The organism is Streptomyces sp. NPDC053079, from assembly GCF_044546695.1.
In the GTDB taxonomy this organism is placed as follows: Bacteria; Actinomycetota; Actinomycetes; order Streptomycetales; family Streptomycetaceae; genus Streptomyces.
The window spans coordinates 467,905-485,502 of the sequence record NZ_JBITZJ010000005.1 but is presented as its reverse complement, the minus strand read 5'-3'; the positions used below and the strand labels follow the sequence as shown (position 1 = coordinate 485,502).

Below are 17,598 nucleotides of genomic sequence, written 5' to 3'. Positions count from 1 at the left end.
GGCGTCAGCCGAGCTGGACCACCGCGAGGTAGGTGGTCGAGTCGGCCCTCTTGATGTGCACCAGCACCTGGTTGCGGTTGTTGATCGCGTCGACCGACTCGACCTCGCCGCCGGGTGCCGGGCGGAGCAGGGAGTCGAGGCGGTGCATCCGGCCGCGCGGGTCCCACACCACCGGGTCGGTCCGGTAGCCCTCGGCGGCGGGACGGACGGCTCCGATGACCCAGCCGCGGTCGTTGACGCCGGTGGCGTCGCCGCCGAAGCCGAGGTGCGGCAGCTGCCGGGGGCTCTCGGGCCCGTCCCAGCGCGTCGGGGTGACCGCTCCGTCCGGGCGCTCCTGGCCGCCTACGAGGACCTCACGGTTGTTGACGGCGTTGGCCCAGGTCCAGCCGGTGTGACCGGCTGTGGGCGCATACTTTGTCACCGTGCCGTCGGGGTGCCAGGCGGCGGCCGTCTTCTCGGTGCGGCCGACGACGAGGCCCTCGTCGTTGAGGGCCACGGCGGTGGAGCCGTCGCCGGGCCGCGTCAGCTGCTGGAACCCCTTGGCGGGCTGCCAGCGGTAGTGGGCCGCGACGAGGCGCGGCCGGGGGCTGGGCGGCACGCTGACGTAGTGGTAGGCCGTGAGCACGACGGTGCCGTCCTCGCCCGTCCGCATCGTGCTGCCGCCGACGACCGCTTGTTCGCCGGGCGGCAGTCCGGCGCGGGTGACCGTCCCGTCGGTGTTCCACACCACCAGGCCCTCGCCCGGCTGCGACCCCACGACCCGGCCGTCGTCGGCGATGTCGGAGGGCGTGGCGTCCGGGGCCCCTTCGAGCGTCCGGCTTCTGCCCGTCACCGCGTTCCACACCGTGGACGGGCCGTCGGAACGGAAGACGACCTCCCCGCGCTTGTTCAGGGAATGGGCGCTGTGGTTGCCCTCCAGCGTGCCGATCACCCTCGCCCGCGGCCCGGGCGTCGCCGCCCCGTCGTCCGCGCCCCGCACGGCCGCCGTGCCGTCCGGGTCCGCCGCGACGGCCGTCCCGCCCGGGACCAGCAGCGCCAGCGTCACCGCCGTACCGGCGACGGCACGGCTGAAGCTCCTCGTCATGGCAATCCCCCCTCGTGTGTCGGGAGGAACACCGTCCCGGTGCCGGTGCCGGCGCACCCGGGGAACGGCGGTTTTGGCGGGTTCCCGTCATACGGGGCGGGTCAGGCCCGCTTGGGCTCGCGGCCGTTGATGGCGTCCAGGTAGAGCCTGAAGATCTCGTCGTCGTTGAGCGGGCTGTAGGAGATCTTGTCGCTCTCGTCGCCGTCGGGCCCGCCGCCGTTGAGGCCGCCGAGGACGCCGATGAGGTCGCCCGTCCTCGTCTTCTCGTCGAAGTGGATCAGCCAGGGGCTGCCCGAGGTGCCGGAGAAGAAGCCGTCGCAGCGCATCGTCAGCTGCCGGTGACCCTCCAGCCGACTGGTCATGGCCGTGCAGCGGACGGCCTGGTCGGCGGGGTCGCTGTCGGCGCTCGGATAGCCGATGACGGTCACCCGGTTCACCTCGCCCGGGGTGCGGACCAGGCGGTTGGCGCCGGTGACGCGCTCGATCTGGCGGCCCCTGCCGTCGGGTCTGACGGTGGCGAAGGCGAAGTCCAGGTCGGAGCCGTCGCCGTAGTCCTCGCGCCGGGGGTCCACGAAGGTGCGGTCGATCGCCCAGACGCCGTACGGCTGCTTGCGTTCGCCCCGCCGGTAGTCCGGGACGAAGGCCGCGTCGTCGCCGAAGCCGCAGTGGCCGGCGCTGATGAGGAGGTTGCCCTTGGGGCTGTGCACCACGCTGGCGGTGCAGTGGTGGTCCCGCATGTCCTCGCCGACGTAGAAGAGCACGCCGACCGTGGGCACGCCCTCGAAGTGGCGGGCGCTGCCGGTGATGCGCTGGGCCCCGCCCGCGGCGTCGGACCCGGTGTCGTCCGTGGAGGCGGCCATCCGTGACGGGCCCCAGAAGCGCCGGGCCTCCGCGCTCGACCACGTCCCGTCCCGGCCGTGCCCGCCGGCGCCCCTGGGCACGGCGGCCGCGAGCGTGACCACATACAGCCCCGCGAGCACGGCCCGGGTCCATCGGGACCGGCTCCACCGGGAGAAATGCACGGGCGCCCCCAGCCGTCGGGAAGGTGCGGAAAGGCAGGAGCCAGGCTAACCGCACGGTGCCCGATCGCCGCGCACCGGACTGTTTTCCGCACTGTCGGTCGTACGAACGACCGATAAGCAACGACAAAACAGCCCCTGTGGCACCTCCGTCTCATGAACTGCCTCATCCGCCCCACTGGTCATAGGCCAGCTTGCACACCAGCGACACCACGACCACGACCAGCACACCCCGCACGAAGCCGCTCCCCCGCTTGAGCGCCATGCGCGCGCCCACCGCGCCGCCGGTGAGGTTGAAGACGGCCATCGGGGCCGCGACCTGCCACAGGACGGCGCCCTGCGCCGAGAAGGTCACCAACGCGCCCACATTGGTGCAGACGTTGACGATCTTCGCGGTGCCGGAGGCCGCGACCAGGTCCATGTGGAGGATCCCGGCGAGCGCGAGCACCAGGAACGTACCGGTCCCGGGCCCGATGAGCCCGTCGTAGAAGCCGATGCCCAGCCCCGCCACACCGATCGCCGTCAGCACGCGCCGCCGGGTCACCGGGGCGGCGGGGGCCGCGGTCGCGCCGAAGGTGGGGCGCAGGAGGACGAAGGCGAGGACGGCCAGCAGAACGGCCATGATCAGGGGGCGCAGGACGGCGCTGTTGATGCCCGACGCGAAGAACGCCCCGGCCAGCGAGCCGCCGAGCGCGGCGAGGCCGATGCGCACGGCGGTGCGCAGGTCCAAGGGCGCCTTGCGGGTGTAGGCGACGGCCGCGGCGGTCGTCCCGCAGATGGCGACGGCCTTGTTGGTGCCGAGCACGTAGGCGGGCGCCATGTGCGGCAAGCCCACCATCAGCGCGGGGAGTTGGAGGAGGCCGCCCCCGCCCACCACGGCGTCGATCCACCCGGCGGCGCCCGCGGCCAGGCAGAGCACGATCAGCGTTGTCAGGGATATGTCGGGGCTCACCGGCGGATCGTACGGGACCGCCACGCAAGGCCCCTTCGCGGCAGGGCCCTTGGGGCGGCGGCCCGGGGTCAGTCCCGCGGGGCGCTGCGCCACCGCCAGGAGGCCTGGCGCGGGTGCCCGGGCAGCTCCGTGCGGCCGGTCGCCCACAGCAGGGTGGGCCACGGCCCGGCATCGGCGGGGGCGTCGGGGAAGAGCCGGGCCAGGACCCGTTCGCAGAGCGCGGCGGGCGGCTCCCAGGCGACGCCCAGTCCCTCGGCGACGTCGTACGCGTGCACCAGGGCCTCGACGACGCCCATGGCCGCGAAGCCCTCCGGGTCCGCGATCCCATAGCTGTGGAACGCCCGGGTGTGCGGCGGCTTCGTGCGCACCTGGGCCGCGAGGAGCCCGGTGGCCGCCTCGAGCACCTGGAACAGCCCCGGCACCCCCGGCCCGCGCTCGGCGTGGATCGTCTCCTGCGGGCCGCCCGGGCGCAGCCGCGCCGGAACGAAGGGGACGTAGCCGTCCAAGGGCGGGGTCGGCGGGGCCAGTTGGGCGGCGTAGCAGAACATGTCGTCGGCGAGGTGCTCGAGGGTCTCCCAGCAGTCCCACTCCAGCGAGCCCGCGCGGTTCTGCCAGTTCACCTCCGGGGCGCCGCGCAGGGCGGCGATCACCAGCCGGACGGCCTCCTCGACGTCGTCGGCGGTCACGGGCTGCGGCGCATCATGCGAGGGCGACATGGCGCGACCGTACCAAGGCCCCGCCGACACGCGACAGGACGTTTCCGCGAGCAGACGTACGAGCCGGGGCTGCCCGTGCGAACCTTCCCGCCTAGGCTGGGCCTCAGAAGCTACTCACTCGTAACCGCCAGGTACGGACCGCAGAGGAGCACACCGGACATGAACGGCTGGACCGCGAGCGACATCCCCGACCAGAGCGGCCGCACCGCCGTGGTGACCGGCGCCAACAGCGGCATCGGCTATGTGACCGCCAGGGAGCTCGCCCGCAAGGGGGCGAGGGTGGTGCTGGCCTGCCGGGACGCGACGCGCGGCAAGGCGGCCGAGGAGCTCATGAGGGCCCAGGCGCCCGGCGCCGAGGTGCGGTTCGCACAGCTGGACCTGGCGGATCTCGAATCCGTACGGGCCTTCGCCGCCGACCTCACGGAGGACCGGCTGGACCTGCTGGTCAACAACGCCGGGGTGATGGCGCTGCCGCACCGAAGAACGGTGGACGGCTTCGAGATGCAGTTCGGGACCAACCACCTCGGCCACTTCGCGCTGACGGGCCTGCTGCTGCAGCGGCTGCGCGCGGGCGGGCCCGGGGCGCGGGTGGTCACGCTCTCCAGCGGGCTGCACTTCCTGGGCACCGTCGATCCGCGCGATCTGAACATGGACCACCGCTACCGCCGCTGGATCGCCTACGGCCGCTCCAAGAGCGCCAACCTGCTCTTCGTCCACGAGCTGGCGCGGCGGCTGACCGCCGAGAGCTCGGCCGTGGTGGCGGCCGCCGCGCACCCGGGGTACGCGGCGACCAACCTGCAGACGGCCGGGGTGCGGATGGAGGAACGGGCCTGGGCGGAGCGGGCCGTGGAGTTCGTCAACCGCACCGTCGCGCAGAGCGCGGAGGACGGCGCCCTGCCGTCGCTCTACGCGGCGACGGCGCCGGGAGTGGAGCAGGACGACTTCTTCGGCCCGCGCGTGCAGTTGTGGCGCGGGTCGCCGGTGCGCTCGCTGCGGGCGGGGTGGACGCGGGACGACCGGGCGAGCGCGGGGCTGTGGGCGGCGTCGGAGCGGCTGACGGGGGTCCGGTACGACTGGCGGGGCGCCGCCTAGGGTTCCCGCCCGCGGGCGGGACGGCCGGCCGGGCGTCAGCCCCGGTCGAAGCCCGCGTCCTTCAGGAGGCGCCTGGCGCCCTCGTCGTCGATGCGGGCCGCCAGGTCCGCGAGCGGCTGGGTGCCCTCGCGCAGCAGGCCCCGGTCGCGGGAGCGGCGGGCGCCGGCGTCGAGGCGGTGCCACAGCAGGGGGTTCGCGGCCAGGACCGCGGGGTCCAGCTCCACGCGGTTGCCGGCGATGTCGCGCAGCACCAGGCGCGGGGCGATGCCGTCGGCGCGGCGCACCTGGGTGAGCAGGTCGGTGCGCACGCGGTGCTCGCGCAGCAGGCCGCGCGCGGCCAGCCAGTTCTCGCCGGCGGTGATCCTCGGGGGTCGCAGCACCGCGACGAGCGCCCCGCCGATGGCGACCCAGGAGCAGCCGCGCGGCCAGTCGAGGCCGCCGCGGGCGAGGTCGGCGAGGACGAGCACGCCCCCGAGGGCCAGCCCGCACCACCAGGCGGTGCGGGCCTCGCGCCGCCAGTTCCGGTCCCATGCCGGTGCGCCGCCCGCGGGCGGGCGGGCCTTCGGGCCCCGGCCGTACGCCTCGCGCGCCCGCGTACGCGCCCGTAATGTCTGTCGCCGTCCCATGATGCTGACGCTAGAGGCGCGCGGCGGGCGGTACGCGGGATGTTGACGCCCTGCTGACGTGGTCTTGGCCAATCCTTGCGGCTCACTGACGCCCGGCCTCACGGGGCGTCAAGAAGGCGTATGGATAGCGCCAAGACCCGCCAAGAGGGCGCCAATGCCGGGCGCCGCCCCGTCGGCGCGGGCGCACGCTGGGCCTCCGAGACAACGGAGGTACGACAAAAGATGTCCATGCTGGCCAATTCGGAGCACGCCGCCGGCACCGGCGAGGAGCCGCCTGATACCGGCGCCGGGCGGCCCGCGGCGGAGGACCGGCACCGGCTGACGGCCACGCAGGGCCTGGCGGCCCTCTCCCTCGACGCGATGGCGTCGGTGGCATACGGGCCCGAGGCGATCGTCCTGGTGCTGGCGGCGGCCGGGGCGCACGGCCTGGGCTTCACGCTGCCGGTCACGCTGGCGATCGCCGCCCTGCTGGCCGTGCTCGTCGCCTCCTACCGGCAGGTCATCGCGGCGTTCCCGGACGGCGGCGGCTCCTACGCCGTCGCCAAGCGCCACCTGGGCCGGCGGACGAGCCTGTTCACCGCCGCGTCGCTGGTGCTGGACTACGTGCTGAACGTGGCCGTGTCGGTCACCGCCGGGGTCGCCGCGCTGACGTCGGCCTTCCCCTCCCTCTACGGCGACCGGATGTGGCTCTGCCTGGGCGTGCTGGTGCTGGTCACGGGCGTGAACCTGCGCGGCATCGTGGACTCGGCGAAGGCGTTCATCGTGCCGACGGCCGTCTTCGTCGGCTCGATCCTGGTCCTGATCGTCGTGGGCCTCTTCCGTGCCGCGCCCGCGAGTACCGAGGCGGCCGCCGGGCACGCCTCCGTGCTCGGTGACGACGCCACCACCGTCGGCGCCCTCCTGCTGCTGAAGGCGTTCGCGGCCGGCTGCTCGGCGCTGACCGGCGTCGAGGCCGTCGCCAACGCCGTGCCGTCCTTCCGCGCCCCGGCCACCCGCCGCGCCCAGCGCACGGAGGTCGCGCTGGGCGCGCTGCTGGGCGTCATGCTGATCGGCCTGTCGGTCCTCATCGGCCGCTTCCACCTGCAGCCGGTGGAGGGCGTCACCGTCCTCGCCCAGCTCGCGGACGCCTCGCTCGGCCACAACTGGGCCTTCTACGTCGTGCAGTTCGCCACCGTGATCCTGCTCGCGCTCGCCGCCAACACCTCCTTCGGCGGGCTGCCCGTCCTGATGGGCCTGCTCGCCCGTGACAACTACCTTCCGCACGTCTTCGGCCTGAAGGCCGACCGCCAGGTCCACCGCCACGGCGTGCTGGCGCTCGCGGCCGTCTCGGCGGTGCTGCTGGTCCTCTCCGGCGGCGACGTCAACACGCTCGTGCCGCTGTTCGCGATCGGGGTGTTCGTCGGCTTCACCATCTGCCAGGTCGGCATGGTCCGCCACTGGCGGCAGGAACGTTCCGCCGGATGGCGCGGCAAGGCGCTGCTCAACGGCTTCGGGGCCGTGCTGACCGGTGTGTCGGCCGTCGTCGTCACGGCGACGAAGTTCACCGAGGGCGCCTGGCTGATCGTGGTCGCGCTCCCCCTGCTGGTGCTCGTCCTCGAGGCCGTCCACCGGGCGTACGGCCGGATCGGCGAGCGGCTGGAGCTGGGCCGGGTGCCCGAGGCGCCGCGCCGCTGCCACTCCGTGGTCGTCGTGCCCGTCTCCTCGCTGTCCCGGCTGACGAGCAAGGCGCTGACGGCCGCCGTGTCGCTCGGCGACGAGGTGGTGGCCGTCACCGTCACCCACCCCGACGCCGAGGGGCGGCGGGCGGCGGAGTCGCTGCGCCGCGACTGGGAGCTGTGGTGCCCCGGCGTCGACCTCGTCGAACTGCCCACCGCCTCGCGCTCGCTGGGCGGCCCGATCGTGGCGTACGTCCACGAGCTCGCCGACCGTCACCCCGACAACCGCGTCACGGTGCTCATCCCGGAGGTCGAGCCCGCGCACGTCTGGCAGCGGCTGCTGCAGAACCAGCGCGGCGCGGTCGTCGCCCACGCCGTGCGCCGGGACACCGACGCGGTCATCTGCAGGCTCCGGTTCCGGATCGACACGCGGCAGACGGCCTGACGCCGGGCAGGCCGGGGCGGCCGCCGGAACGGCCGACACGCGGCGCTAACCCCTCTGTCGTAATTCCCCTTCATCGTTGATCGTTGATCCGTACGGTCCCGACCGCCGAGGGGAAGAGCCGACATGCCGATCAGCCGCAGACAGCTCATGACCGGCGGCGCCGGTCTCGCACTGGCGGGCGGTCTCACCACCGCGTGCGGCTCGAACACCGGTCGTGGGGGCGGGGGTTCGGACAGACCCCGCCTGTCGCAGTGGTACCACCAGTACGGGGAGGTCGGCACCCGGCAGGCGGTGGGGCGGTACGCCGCCGCGTACAAGGACGCCGACGTCCGGGTGGAGTGGCGGCCGGGCAACTACGACCAGCAGACGGCGGCAGCCCTGCTGACCTCCTCCGGCCCGGACGTCTTCGAGGTCAACGGCCCGACCCTGGACCAGATCCAGGGCGGGCAGATCGTCGATCTGACCGACCTGATCCAGGATGTCAAGGGCGACTTCAGCCAGGCCGTCCTCGCCCCCAAGACCCACGACGGCCGCGTCTGGGGCATCCCCCAGGTCGTCGACACCCAGCTGCTGTACTACCGCAAGAGCCTGCTGGAGGCCGCCGGGGTACGGCCGCCCCGCACCCTGGACGAGCTCGTCGACGCCGCGCGCAGACTCTCCGATTCCAAGGTCAAGGGCCTCTTCCTGGGCAACGACGGGGGTGCGAGCGCCCTCGCCGGCACTCCCCTGCAGGCCGCCGGGCTCTCGCTCCTCACCGACGGGGGCAAGGTCGGCTTCGACGACCCTGCCGCCGCCCGCACCCTGGGCAAGCTCCACCGGCTGTACGCCGACAAGTCGCTGCTGCTGGGCGCGCCCACCGACTGGGCCGATCCCTCCGCGTTCGTCCAGGGCCTCACCGCCATGCAGTGGTCGGGGCTGTGGGCGCTGCCGCAGATCAGGAAGGCGCTAGGCGACGACTTCGGGGTGCTGCCGTTCCCACCGGACGGCCCGGGCGGCCGGCCCGCCGTCCCGGTCGGCGCGTGGACGGCCGCCGTCAGCGCCCGCAGCGAACACCGGGAGGCGGCCAAGGCGTTCGTGAAGTGGCTGTGGATCGAGCGCACCGACCACCAAGAGGACTTCGCACTGTCCTACGGCTTCCACATCCCCGCCCGGACCTCGCTCGCCGCGAAGGCCGACCGGCTCAAGAAGGGACCGGCGGCCGAGGCCGTACGGTTCACCACCGAGCACGGCTTCCCGGCGCAGCCCCTTCTGTGGACGCCGCCCAGTCAAACCACCTATCAGGACGCCCTCAACCGGATCATCAAGGGCGGCGCCGACCCCGGCAGTGAGCTCAAGGCGGCCGTCCGCAAGGCGGAGGCGGAGCTGCGCCGGGTGCGGAAGGGATCATGAGCACGGCGCGGAGCGACCGGCTACGGCAGCGGAACCGTACCTTCTGGTTCTGGACTTTCGTCGGCCCGTTCGTAGCGGGGCTCGCCCTCTTCACGTACGTACCGCTCGCCTGGAGCGTGTACCTCAGCTTCTTCGACGCCCACAACACCGTCTCCCCCACCGACTTCGTGGGTCTCGGCAACTACACGGCGATGCTGGGCGACCCGGCCTTCCGTTCGTCGCTGGTGACCTTCGTCGTCTTCACCGCCTTCATCGTGCCGGCCACCTACGCGCTGTCCCTGGGCCTGGCCCTGGCGGTGAACAGGCTGCGCTTCGCGCAGGCGTTCTTCCGGTCCGTCTTCTTCCTGCCGGCCGCCTGTTCGTACGTCGTCGCCGCGATGGTCTGGAAGCTGTCGGTCTTCAACGGCGTGCGCTTCGGACTGGCCAATACCGTGCTCGGCTGGTTCGGCGCGGAGCCCGTCGCCTGGCTGGCGGCCACGGATCCGCCCTGGTACTGGCTCGTCATCGTCACCGTGCGGCTGTGGCTGCAGGCGGGCTTCTACATGCTGCTGTTCCTGGCCGGGCTGCAGCGCATCCCGGTGCGGCTGTACGAGGCGGCGGCGCTCGACGGCGCCCGGCCCGGGTGGCAGACGTTCCGGCACATCACCTTCCCCGCCCTGCGCACCACCTCGGTCACCGTGGTGCTGCTGCTGGTCGTGGCCGCCTTCCAGGCGTTCGACGAGTTCTACAACCTGCTCTCGGACGCCCGCGGCTACCCGCCCTACGCCCGGCCGCCGCTGGTCTACCTGTACTACACCGCGCTCGGGCAGGGGCAGGACCTCGGCCTGGGCAGCGCGGGCGCGGTGATCCTGGCGCTGGTCATCGCCGTGGTGACCGTCGTACAGGCCCGCTGGTCCGGGCTCGGCCGCAAGGAGGAGCACTAGCCGTGGAGAACGCCCTCGTACGCGCCGGGCGCGCGCTGCGGCTGGTGCTGCTTATCGTGCTGGCCGCGCTGTTCCTGATCCCCTTCTATCTGATCGTCCGCAACGGCCTGGCCTCCGAGGCCGAGATCACCGCCCCCACCTGGACGTTCTTCCCGCGCGATCCGCACTGGTCGAACGTGCGCGAGCTGTTCGCCGACCCGGACGTGCCGATGGCCCACGCGCTGCTGAACTCCTCGCTCATCGCGGTGGTCACGACCGTCGGCACACTGCTGCTCGCCTCGCTCGCCGGGTACGGGCTGGCCCGCATCCCCTACCGGCACGCGAACGCCGTCTTCTACGCGGTCGTGGGCACCCTGATGGTCCCGGCGGCCGTCACGTTCGTGCCGTCCTTCGTGCTGGTCTCCTCGCTCGGCTGGGTCTCGACCCTGCGCGGGCTGATCGTGCCCACGCTCTTCAGCGCGTTCGCCTGCTTCGTCTTCCGCCAGTACTTCCTGGGCTTCCCGCGCGAGCTGGAGGACGCGGCCCAGGTCGACGGGCTCGGCTACTGGCGCACGTACTGGCGCATCGTCGTCCCCAACTCCCGGCCGGTCTTCGCGGCCGTCGGCACGATCGTCTTCATCGGCGCCTGGAACTCCTTCCTGTGGCCGCTGGTCATCGGCCAGGGCCGCGACTCGTGGACCGTCCAGGTGGCGCTGTCGACCTTCACCACCGCGCAGGTCGTCAACCTGCACGAGCTGTTCATGGCCGCCGCCGTCTCGATCGTTCCGCTGCTGCTGGTCTTCCTGCTGCTGCAGCGCTACATCGTCGCAGGCGTCGAGCGGTCCGGGATCGACGACTGAACCATCGACGACTGGACGCGGGAGCGGCCCTGCGGGCCGCGGTGGCCGCCGCGCAGGAGGGCGGCACCCAGGGGCGTGAGGGTGTGCATGACGGCGCTGCCGTTGCGCAGGGTCAGCACCAGGCCGGCCTCGCGCAGGACGCCCGCGTGCTGGCTGGCCGAGGCCGCCGACACCCCCACCCTGCGGGCCAGTTCGCTGGTCGTGCAGCCGCCCCCTATGGAGCCCAGGACCGCGGAGCGGGTGTGCCCGACGAGCTTGCCCAGCGAGCGCGGGGCGGCCGGGACGGCGGGCGCCGACTCCGACATGGCCCGGGCCGGGTAGACCAGGACGGGCGTGAGCTCGGCGTTCTGCAGGGTCACCGGGGTGCGCCGGCAGAAGAAGGACGGCAGGAGCAGCAGTCCGCGGCCGTTCAGGTGCAGGTCGCGGTCGACGGGGTAGTCGACCTCCAGCACCGGGGCCTGCCAGCGCATCGTGGGCGGCAGCGAGGACAGCAGGGCGTCCGCGCCGCCGTCCAGCAGGGCCCGGCCGCGGATGGCGCGGTCGGCCTCGATCTGCGCCTGGATGTGGGCCCAGTAGGGGGCGATGGCCGCCTGATGGTAGGAATGCAGGGCGCTGATCAGCTTGCCGAACGCACGGGCGTCGCCCTCGGCCAGCGATCGTATCCAAGCGGGCAGGGTCCGTACGGTGGACAGCCTGCCCAGTTCCTCGTGCACCCGGTCGGCGGGCGTGGCCCGCAGCGCCTGTATGCCGGACTCGAGTCCGAGTAACCCTTCGGGCGGCGTCAGGAAGTCCGGGAAATAACCACGAGGCGGAACCAGCGGCGCCAGTAGCCGCGTTTCACCATTCAACCGAGGACGGGTTTCCGAGCGCCAATCTCCGAAGATCGACTCGCCTTGTTTGTCCCGGAGGCGGTGCAGGCTCAATACGGTTTCCCACAGCACGTCCGGGTCTCCGGCCAGGCGCAACCGGGCCAGATCGAGTCCAGTGAAATGGACACGCAGCACCAAACCCCCACATGAGACATCCGCAACCACCCCCCGCCCACTGAGTATGCACACCGATACGCGGTGTTACCACGCCCTTTTGGCCACAGTTGAAAGGACTCGCGGCGAACATCGCAGAAGCGAAATGCTATTCACGCACTCAGGGCCGCACCCGCTCGTTCCCGTGGGGGGTGGCGAGCGAAAAAGCGGCCGCTGAGTATGTGAGTTGCCGCCCGAGCCGATGCGGGCGGCAACAACTCCCGGTGGGGGAGTAAAGAGGGGCGGCGCTCCCGCACGGGCGCCGCCCCTTCACCGTTCCACCGGCCGCCGGGAGCCCCGGCGGCCCGCCCGCCCGTCCCGGCGGATGATCTTCGCGTGTACGTCGCGTTACGCAGCGGTTAAATGGCCGGAAGGGGCAGCACCCCGCGCGGGTGCTGCCCCTCCTCTACCGGAGCCGCAGGGGGCTGAGGGTCGAGGTCATCCCATCAGCGGCTCCGGAGCTCGTCCGGCCGGTGCTCAGCGGCTGTCGCTGGTACCCGCCGTGCCGTTCAGCGCGGCCGCGCGGCCCGCCTCCAGGCGGGCGACCGGGATGCGGAACGGGGAGCAGGAGACGTAGTCCAGGCCCACCTCGTGGAAGAAGTGCACCGACTCCGGGTCGCCGCCGTGCTCACCGCAGACGCCGAGCTTGAGGTCGGGCCGGGTGGCCCGGCCGGCCTTGGCGGCCGCGCGGACCAGCGAGCCCACGCCGTCGCGGTCGATGGTCTCGAACGGGCTGACCCCGAAGATGCCCTTCTCCAGGTAGGCGGTGAAGAAGCTGGCCTCGACGTCGTCGCGGGAGAAGCCCCACACGGTCTGGGTCAGGTCGTTCGTACCGAAGGAGAAGAACTCGGCGGCCTCGGCGATCTGGTCGGCCGTCAGGGCGGCGCGCGGCAGCTCGATCATCGTGCCGAGCGGCAGCTTGAGGCCGGTGCCGGTGGCGGCCTCGACGTCGGCGATGACGCGCTCGGCCTCCTCGCGGACGATCTCCAGCTCCTGGACGGTGCCCACCAGCGGGATCATGATCTCCGCGCGCGGGTCGCCCTTGGCGTTGATGCGCTCGGCCGCGGCCTCGGCGATGGCCCGCACCTGCATGGCGAACAGGCCGGGGATGACCAGGCCCAGGCGCACGCCGCGCAGACCCAGCATCGGGTTCTGCTCGTGCAGCTTGTGCACGGCCTGCAGCAGGCGCAGGTCGTTCTCGTTGGCGTCCTCGCGGGCCTCGGCGAGCGCGACGCGCACCGACAGCTCGGTGATGTCGGGCAGGAACTCGTGCAGCGGCGGGTCGAGCAGGCGCACCGTGACCGGCAGCCCGTCCATGGCCTCGAACAGCTCGACGAAGTCGGCCTTCTGCAGCGGCAGCAGGGCGCCCAGCGCCTCGTCGCGCTCGGTGTCGGTGTCCGCCAGGATCAGGCGCTCCACCAGCTCGCGCCGCTCGCCGAGGAACATGTGCTCGGTGCGGCACAGGCCGATGCCCTGGGCGCCGAAGCGGCGGGCGCGCGAGGCGTCCTCGGCGTTGTCGGCGTTGGCCCGCACGCGCAGCCGGCGCATGCGGTCGGCGTAGGCCATCATCCGGTGCACGGCCTGGACCAGCTCGTCGGCGTCGTCGGCGCCCGCGTGCATGCGGCCCTCGAAGTACTCCACGACCGGGGACGGCACGACCGGGACCTCGCCCAGGTAGACCTTGCCGGTGGAGCCGTCGATGGAGACGACGTCGCCCTCCTGGATGACGACCCCGCCCGGCGCGGTCATCTTGCGCTGCTTGGTGTCGACCTCCAGCTCCTCGGCGCCGCAGACACAGGTCTTGCCCATGCCGCGCGCGACGACGGCCGCGTGGGAGGTCTTGCCGCCGCGCGAGGTCAGGATGCCCTCGGAGGCGATCATGCCGTCGAGGTCGTCGGGGTTGGTCTCACGGCGGATCAGGATGACCTTCTCGCCCGAGCGCGACCACTTCACGGCGGTGTACGAGTCGAAGACGGCCCGGCCGACGGCGGCGCCCGGCGAGGCGGCGATGCCCCGGCCCAGCAGGTCGGCCTTCGCCTTCTCATCGAAGCGCGGGAACATCAGCTGCGCCAGCTGGGCGCCGGTGACGCGCTGCAGCGCCTCGGCCTCGTCGATCAAGCCCTGGTCCACCAGCTGCGTGGCGATGCGGAAGGCCGCACCGGCCGTGCGCTTGCCGACGCGGGTCTGCAGCATCCACAGCTTGCCGCGCTCGATGGTGAACTCGATGTCGCACAGGTCCTTGTAGTGCGTCTCCAGCGTCTCCATGATCTGCATCAGCTGGTCGTACGAGGCCTTGTCGAGCTGCTCGAGCTCGGCGAGCTGCATGGTGTTGCGGATGCCGGCGACGACGTCCTCGCCCTGGGCGTTCTGCAGGTAGTCGCCGTAGACGCCCTGGTGGCCGCTGGCGGGGTCGCGGGTGAAGGCGACGCCGGTGCCGGAGTCGGGGCCGAGGTTGCCGAAGACCATCGAGCAGATGTTGACGGCCGTGCCGAGGTCGCCGGGGATGCGCTCCTGGCGGCGGTAGAGCTTGGCCCGGTCACCGTTCCAGGAGTCGAAGACCGCCCTTATGGCGAGGTCCATCTGCTCGCGCGGGGCCTGCGGGAAGTCCCGGCCGGTCGCCTTGGAGACGATGACCTTGAACTCCTCCACCAGGCGCTTGAGGTCGGCCGCGTCGAGGTCGACGTCCGTGGTGACGCCCTTGGCCCGCTTGGCCTCCTCCAGCGCCTCCTCGAAGAGCTCGCCGTCGACGCCCAGCACGGTCTTGCCGAACATCTGGATGAGGCGGCGGTAGGAGTCCCACGCGAACCGCTCGTCGCCGGCCTGGGTCGCGAGGCCGGTCACCGACTCGTCGGAGAGGCCGATGTTCAGGACGGTGTCCATCATGCCCGGCATGGAGAACTTGGCGCCGGAGCGCACCGAGACCAGCAGCGGGTCGTCGGCCTGGCCGAGCTTCTTGCCCATCCGCGCCTCGAGGGCCTCGAGGTGGGCGGTGACCTCGTCGCGCATCGACGACGGCTCCTGGCCGCCCTCGAGGTAGACCTTGCACGCCTCGGTGGTGATGGTGAAGCCCGGAGGGACGGGCAGACCGAGGTTGGTCATCTCGGCGAGGTTGGCACCCTTCCCGCCGAGCAGGTCCTTGAGGTCCTTGTTGCCCTCGGTGAAGTCGTAGACGAACTTCTGGCGATCTTCAGATACCGGCACGGGAATCGACTCCTCACTGGGGCCTCCCGGGACGCAGTTGGGGGTGGGCTGCCCTGACGGCGGGGAGCGTACCCAGATCGAAGGCATCTGAGGAGGTCCACTCCGCCATCTTGGGGGCGCAACCACCCATCCGCCAGCAGATCGAAAGTCATGCGCTCATCTGAGGCTCGCACCCGCTTCCTTCACATAATGAAGGCAAGGTGACCGAAAATAATCGGTGCCTCACGGAGCGCCGAAAATTCCCGCCGTCTGCCGCCAAGGGTTGAAGCCAAAAGGGGTGGCACCCAGTGCCACCCCTTCCAGAGGTGCACCCCCGATTTCGGCGCTCATCTGAGCGGAGCCCCTATCAGAGGTGGCGAGAATCACGCGTCATCGCCGGGCGTTCACCCGCCCGAAGTGTCCAGTTCGGCCTCCGCGCCCACAGTTGCGCAGTCGTACGGGTCGTCGAGCCAGCCCTCCGGAAGCACCACCCGGTTGCGACCCGAGGTCCGGCCGCGCGGTCCGTCCGCACCCAGCGGCCAGGGCTGATCCAGGTCCAGCTCGCTCAAAAGAGCGTCCATTTCGTCCAGGGACGAGGCGATTGCCAGCTTCTTACGGAGCTCGGAGCCGATCGAGAAGCCCTTGGTGTACCAGGCGACGTGCTTACGGAAGTCGATCACGCCCCGCTCCTCGTTCTCCAGCCACTCGCCGAGCAGCTGGGCGTGGCGCAGCATGACCCGGGCGACCTCGCGCAGGGCGGGCTGGGCGTACGTGCCGTTCCCGCCCTCCTCGAAGGCGCTGACGAGGTCGCCGAAGAGCCAGGGCCGGCCCAGGCAGCCGCGGCCGACGACGACGCCGTCGCAGCCGGTCTCGCGCATCATCCGCACGGCGTCCTCGGCGGACCAGATGTCGCCGTTGCCGAGCACGGGGATCTCGGGGACTGCCTCCTTGAGGCGGGCGATGGCGTCCCAGTCGGCGGTGCCGCCGTAGTGCTGGGCGGCGGTGCGGCCGTGCAGGGCGATGGCGGTGACGCCCTCCTCGACCGCGATCCGGCCGGCGTCGAGGTAGGTGATGTGGTCGTCGTCGATGCCCTTGCGCATCTTCATGGTCACCGGGAGCGGGCCGGCGTTGCCGACGGCCTCACGGAGGATCGAGCGCAGCAGGTTCCGCTTGTACGGGAGGGCGGAGCCGCCGCCCTTGCGGGTGACCTTGGGGACCGGGCAGCCGAAGTTGAGGTCGATGTGGTCGGCCAGGTCCTCGTCCACGATCATGCGGACGGCCTTGCCGACGGTGACCGGGTCGACGCCGTAGAGCTGGATCGAGCGCGGCTTCTCGGTGCCGTCGAAGTGGACCAGCCGCATCGTCTTGGCGTCCCGCTCGACGAGCGCCCGGGTGGTGATCATCTCGCTGACGAAGAGCCCCTTGCCGCCGGAGAACTCGCGGCACAGCGTGCGGAAGGGCGCGTTGGTGATCCCCGCCATGGGGGCCAGGACCACCGGCGGCTGCACCGAGTGCGGACCGATCTGGAGCGTCATGGAGCGGGCTTCCTCGAAGTCGTACGGGAACGGGCGGACCGTCCATTGTCCCTCATTCGGGGGAGCCGGATCCCGGGTCGGAGGTCCTGACGGGCGGCGTCAGCGCACCGGCGCGGCCGTCGCACCGGTGTGCTCCAGCGCCTCCTCCGCCCGTACGAGCGCCAGCAGCCGCTCCAGCCGGGCCTGCGTCTCCTGGTCGGCGGGGGTGAAGGTCAGCAGCCGGGCGCCGGGGGTGGGGCCGGTCCACAGGCTGGTGTAGTCCAGGCGCAGCATGCCCACGCGGGGCTGCAGCAGGCTGCGGGTGCGGTAGGCGGTGAGCTCGGCCACCTCGTGCCGCGCCCACAGCTGCCGGAACTCCTCCGAGGCGTCCTGCAGCCGCTTGAGCAGGCACTTCCAGGCCGGCTCGGCGAGGTGCTCGGCCATGGCGGCCCGGAATTTCGCGACCATGGCGCGCGTGGCCTCTTCCCGGTCGGCGGTGCCGGCGCGCCAGTCGTCGTCGGTGAAGTACAGCCACAGGCAGTTTCGGTACTCCGGCGCTATGGCGTCGAGGTCGCCGAGCAGGTGCCCGTAGGTGCGGTTGTAGGCGAGGATGTCGTACCGCGCGTTCTGGATGCACGCCGGGAAGGGCTCCAGCCGTTCCAGCATCGCGTGCAGCGCGGGGGTCACGCCCGGGCAGTCGGCCGGGGACAGCGGGTCGGTGGAGCCCGCCAGCGCGAAGAGGTGGACGCGCTCGCCCCGGTCGAGCATCAGGGCACGGGCGATGGAGTCCAGCACCTGCGCCGAGACCTGGATGTCCCTGGCCTGCTCCAGCCACGTGTACCAGGTGACCCCGACGGCGGCGAGCTGGGCGACCTCCTCGCGGCGCAGCCCGGGGGTGCGGCGGCGGGGGCCGCGCGGGAGGCCGGCCTGTTCGGGGGAGATGCGCTCGCGGCGGGAGCGGAGGAAGGCGGCGAGTTCACTGCGGCGTACGTCGTCGGCCGTATGGGCCGCTACGGCAGGGCGCTCAAGCGTCATCGTCGTCATGGCTCCAGGGTGCGGGACCTCCCAGCCAGTTGCCAGGTACTCCTTGTACCAGGATAAGGACACTCTGGTACCCGGCTCCGCGCACCGCCATCGTCGTA

General features: G+C 72.1%; 14 protein-coding genes. 5 read left to right on the top strand and 9 right to left on the bottom strand.

Annotated elements, in window-relative coordinates; translation table 11 throughout:
* Window positions 1-4 precede the first annotated feature (4 nt).
* From ACIGXW_RS21175 to ACIGXW_RS21160, 4 genes are all read right to left on the bottom strand, one after another.
* Window positions 5-1,084 (bottom strand): hypothetical protein, encoded by a 1,080-nt coding sequence (locus tag ACIGXW_RS21175; RefSeq protein ID WP_399574423.1) that lies wholly within the window; start codon window positions 1,082-1,084, stop codon window positions 5-7.
* 101 nt (window positions 1,085-1,185) lie between these two features.
* Window positions 1,186-2,064, bottom strand: coding sequence for a trypsin-like serine peptidase (locus tag ACIGXW_RS21170; RefSeq protein WP_399574422.1), 879 nt, complete (start codon window positions 2,062-2,064; stop codon window positions 1,186-1,188).
* Between the two features lie 205 nt (window positions 2,065-2,269).
* Window positions 2,270-3,055 (bottom strand): sulfite exporter TauE/SafE family protein, encoded by a 786-nt coding sequence (locus tag ACIGXW_RS21165; protein WP_399574421.1) that lies wholly within the window; start codon window positions 3,053-3,055, stop codon window positions 2,270-2,272.
* Between the two features lie 68 nt (window positions 3,056-3,123).
* On the bottom strand, window positions 3,124-3,771 hold the full coding sequence (locus ACIGXW_RS21160) for a hypothetical protein (protein WP_399574420.1): 648 nt from the start codon (window positions 3,769-3,771) through the stop codon (window positions 3,124-3,126).
* Window positions 3,772-3,930: 159 nt separating this feature from the next.
* On the opposite strand from ACIGXW_RS21160, the gene ACIGXW_RS21155 reads away from it, so the two are divergent.
* Complete coding sequence (locus tag ACIGXW_RS21155) at window positions 3,931-4,863, top strand: oxidoreductase (RefSeq protein ID WP_399574419.1); 933 nt, start codon at window positions 3,931-3,933, stop codon at window positions 4,861-4,863.
* A gap of 35 nt (window positions 4,864-4,898) precedes the next feature.
* Here ACIGXW_RS21155 and ACIGXW_RS21150 read toward each other — a convergent pair whose 3' ends face one another.
* The gene (locus ACIGXW_RS21150) at window positions 4,899-5,489 is read right to left on the bottom strand and encodes a hypothetical protein (RefSeq protein ID WP_399574418.1); all 591 of its coding nucleotides are present in this window, start codon (window positions 5,487-5,489) and stop codon (window positions 4,899-4,901) included.
* Between the two features lie 228 nt (window positions 5,490-5,717).
* Here ACIGXW_RS21150 and ACIGXW_RS21145 point away from each other — a divergent pair, with 228 nt between their 5' ends.
* The 4 genes from ACIGXW_RS21145 (at window position 5,718) to ACIGXW_RS21130 (ending at window position 10,740) form a co-directional block, all read left to right on the top strand.
* Window positions 5,718-7,589 carry an APC family permease gene (locus tag ACIGXW_RS21145; RefSeq protein ID WP_399574417.1) on the top strand — a complete coding sequence of 624 codons (1,872 nt, stop codon included), beginning with the start codon at window positions 5,718-5,720 and terminating at the stop codon, window positions 7,587-7,589.
* 123 nt (window positions 7,590-7,712) lie between these two features.
* Complete coding sequence (locus tag ACIGXW_RS21140) at window positions 7,713-8,978, top strand: sugar ABC transporter substrate-binding protein (RefSeq protein ID WP_071966609.1); 1,266 nt, start codon at window positions 7,713-7,715, stop codon at window positions 8,976-8,978.
* Window positions 8,975-9,901, top strand: coding sequence for a carbohydrate ABC transporter permease (locus ACIGXW_RS21135; protein ID WP_399574416.1), 927 nt, complete (start codon window positions 8,975-8,977; stop codon window positions 9,899-9,901). Before ACIGXW_RS21140 ends, ACIGXW_RS21135 begins: the two co-directional genes overlap by 4 nt.
* Window positions 9,902-9,903: 2 nt before the next feature.
* Window positions 9,904-10,740, top strand: coding sequence for a carbohydrate ABC transporter permease (locus ACIGXW_RS21130; RefSeq protein WP_399574415.1), 837 nt, complete (start codon window positions 9,904-9,906; stop codon window positions 10,738-10,740).
* Here ACIGXW_RS21130 and ACIGXW_RS21125 read toward each other — a convergent pair.
* The 4 genes from ACIGXW_RS21125 to ACIGXW_RS21110 all read right to left on the bottom strand — a co-directional run bounded on the left by ACIGXW_RS21125 (window position 10,698) and on the right by ACIGXW_RS21110 (window position 17,500).
* The gene (locus tag ACIGXW_RS21125) at window positions 10,698-11,744 is read right to left on the bottom strand and encodes an ArsR/SmtB family transcription factor (protein WP_399574414.1); all 1,047 of its coding nucleotides are present in this window, start codon (window positions 11,742-11,744) and stop codon (window positions 10,698-10,700) included. The genes ACIGXW_RS21130 and ACIGXW_RS21125 overlap by 43 nt on opposite strands.
* Window positions 11,745-12,239: 495 nt before the next feature.
* Window positions 12,240-14,963, bottom strand: a complete 2,724-nt coding sequence (gene ppdK, locus ACIGXW_RS21120) for a pyruvate, phosphate dikinase (RefSeq protein WP_071966606.1) — start codon at window positions 14,961-14,963, stop codon at window positions 12,240-12,242.
* A gap of 383 nt (window positions 14,964-15,346) precedes the next feature.
* Window positions 15,347-16,477: a tRNA dihydrouridine synthase DusB gene (dusB, locus tag ACIGXW_RS21115; RefSeq protein WP_399574413.1), complete on the bottom strand. Its 1,131-nt coding sequence runs from the start codon at window positions 16,475-16,477 to the stop codon at window positions 15,347-15,349.
* Between the two features lie 99 nt (window positions 16,478-16,576).
* On the bottom strand, window positions 16,577-17,500 hold the full coding sequence (locus tag ACIGXW_RS21110; protein ID WP_399574412.1) for a helix-turn-helix transcriptional regulator: 924 nt from the start codon (window positions 17,498-17,500) through the stop codon (window positions 16,577-16,579).
* Between the last annotated feature and the right edge of the window lie 98 nt (window positions 17,501-17,598).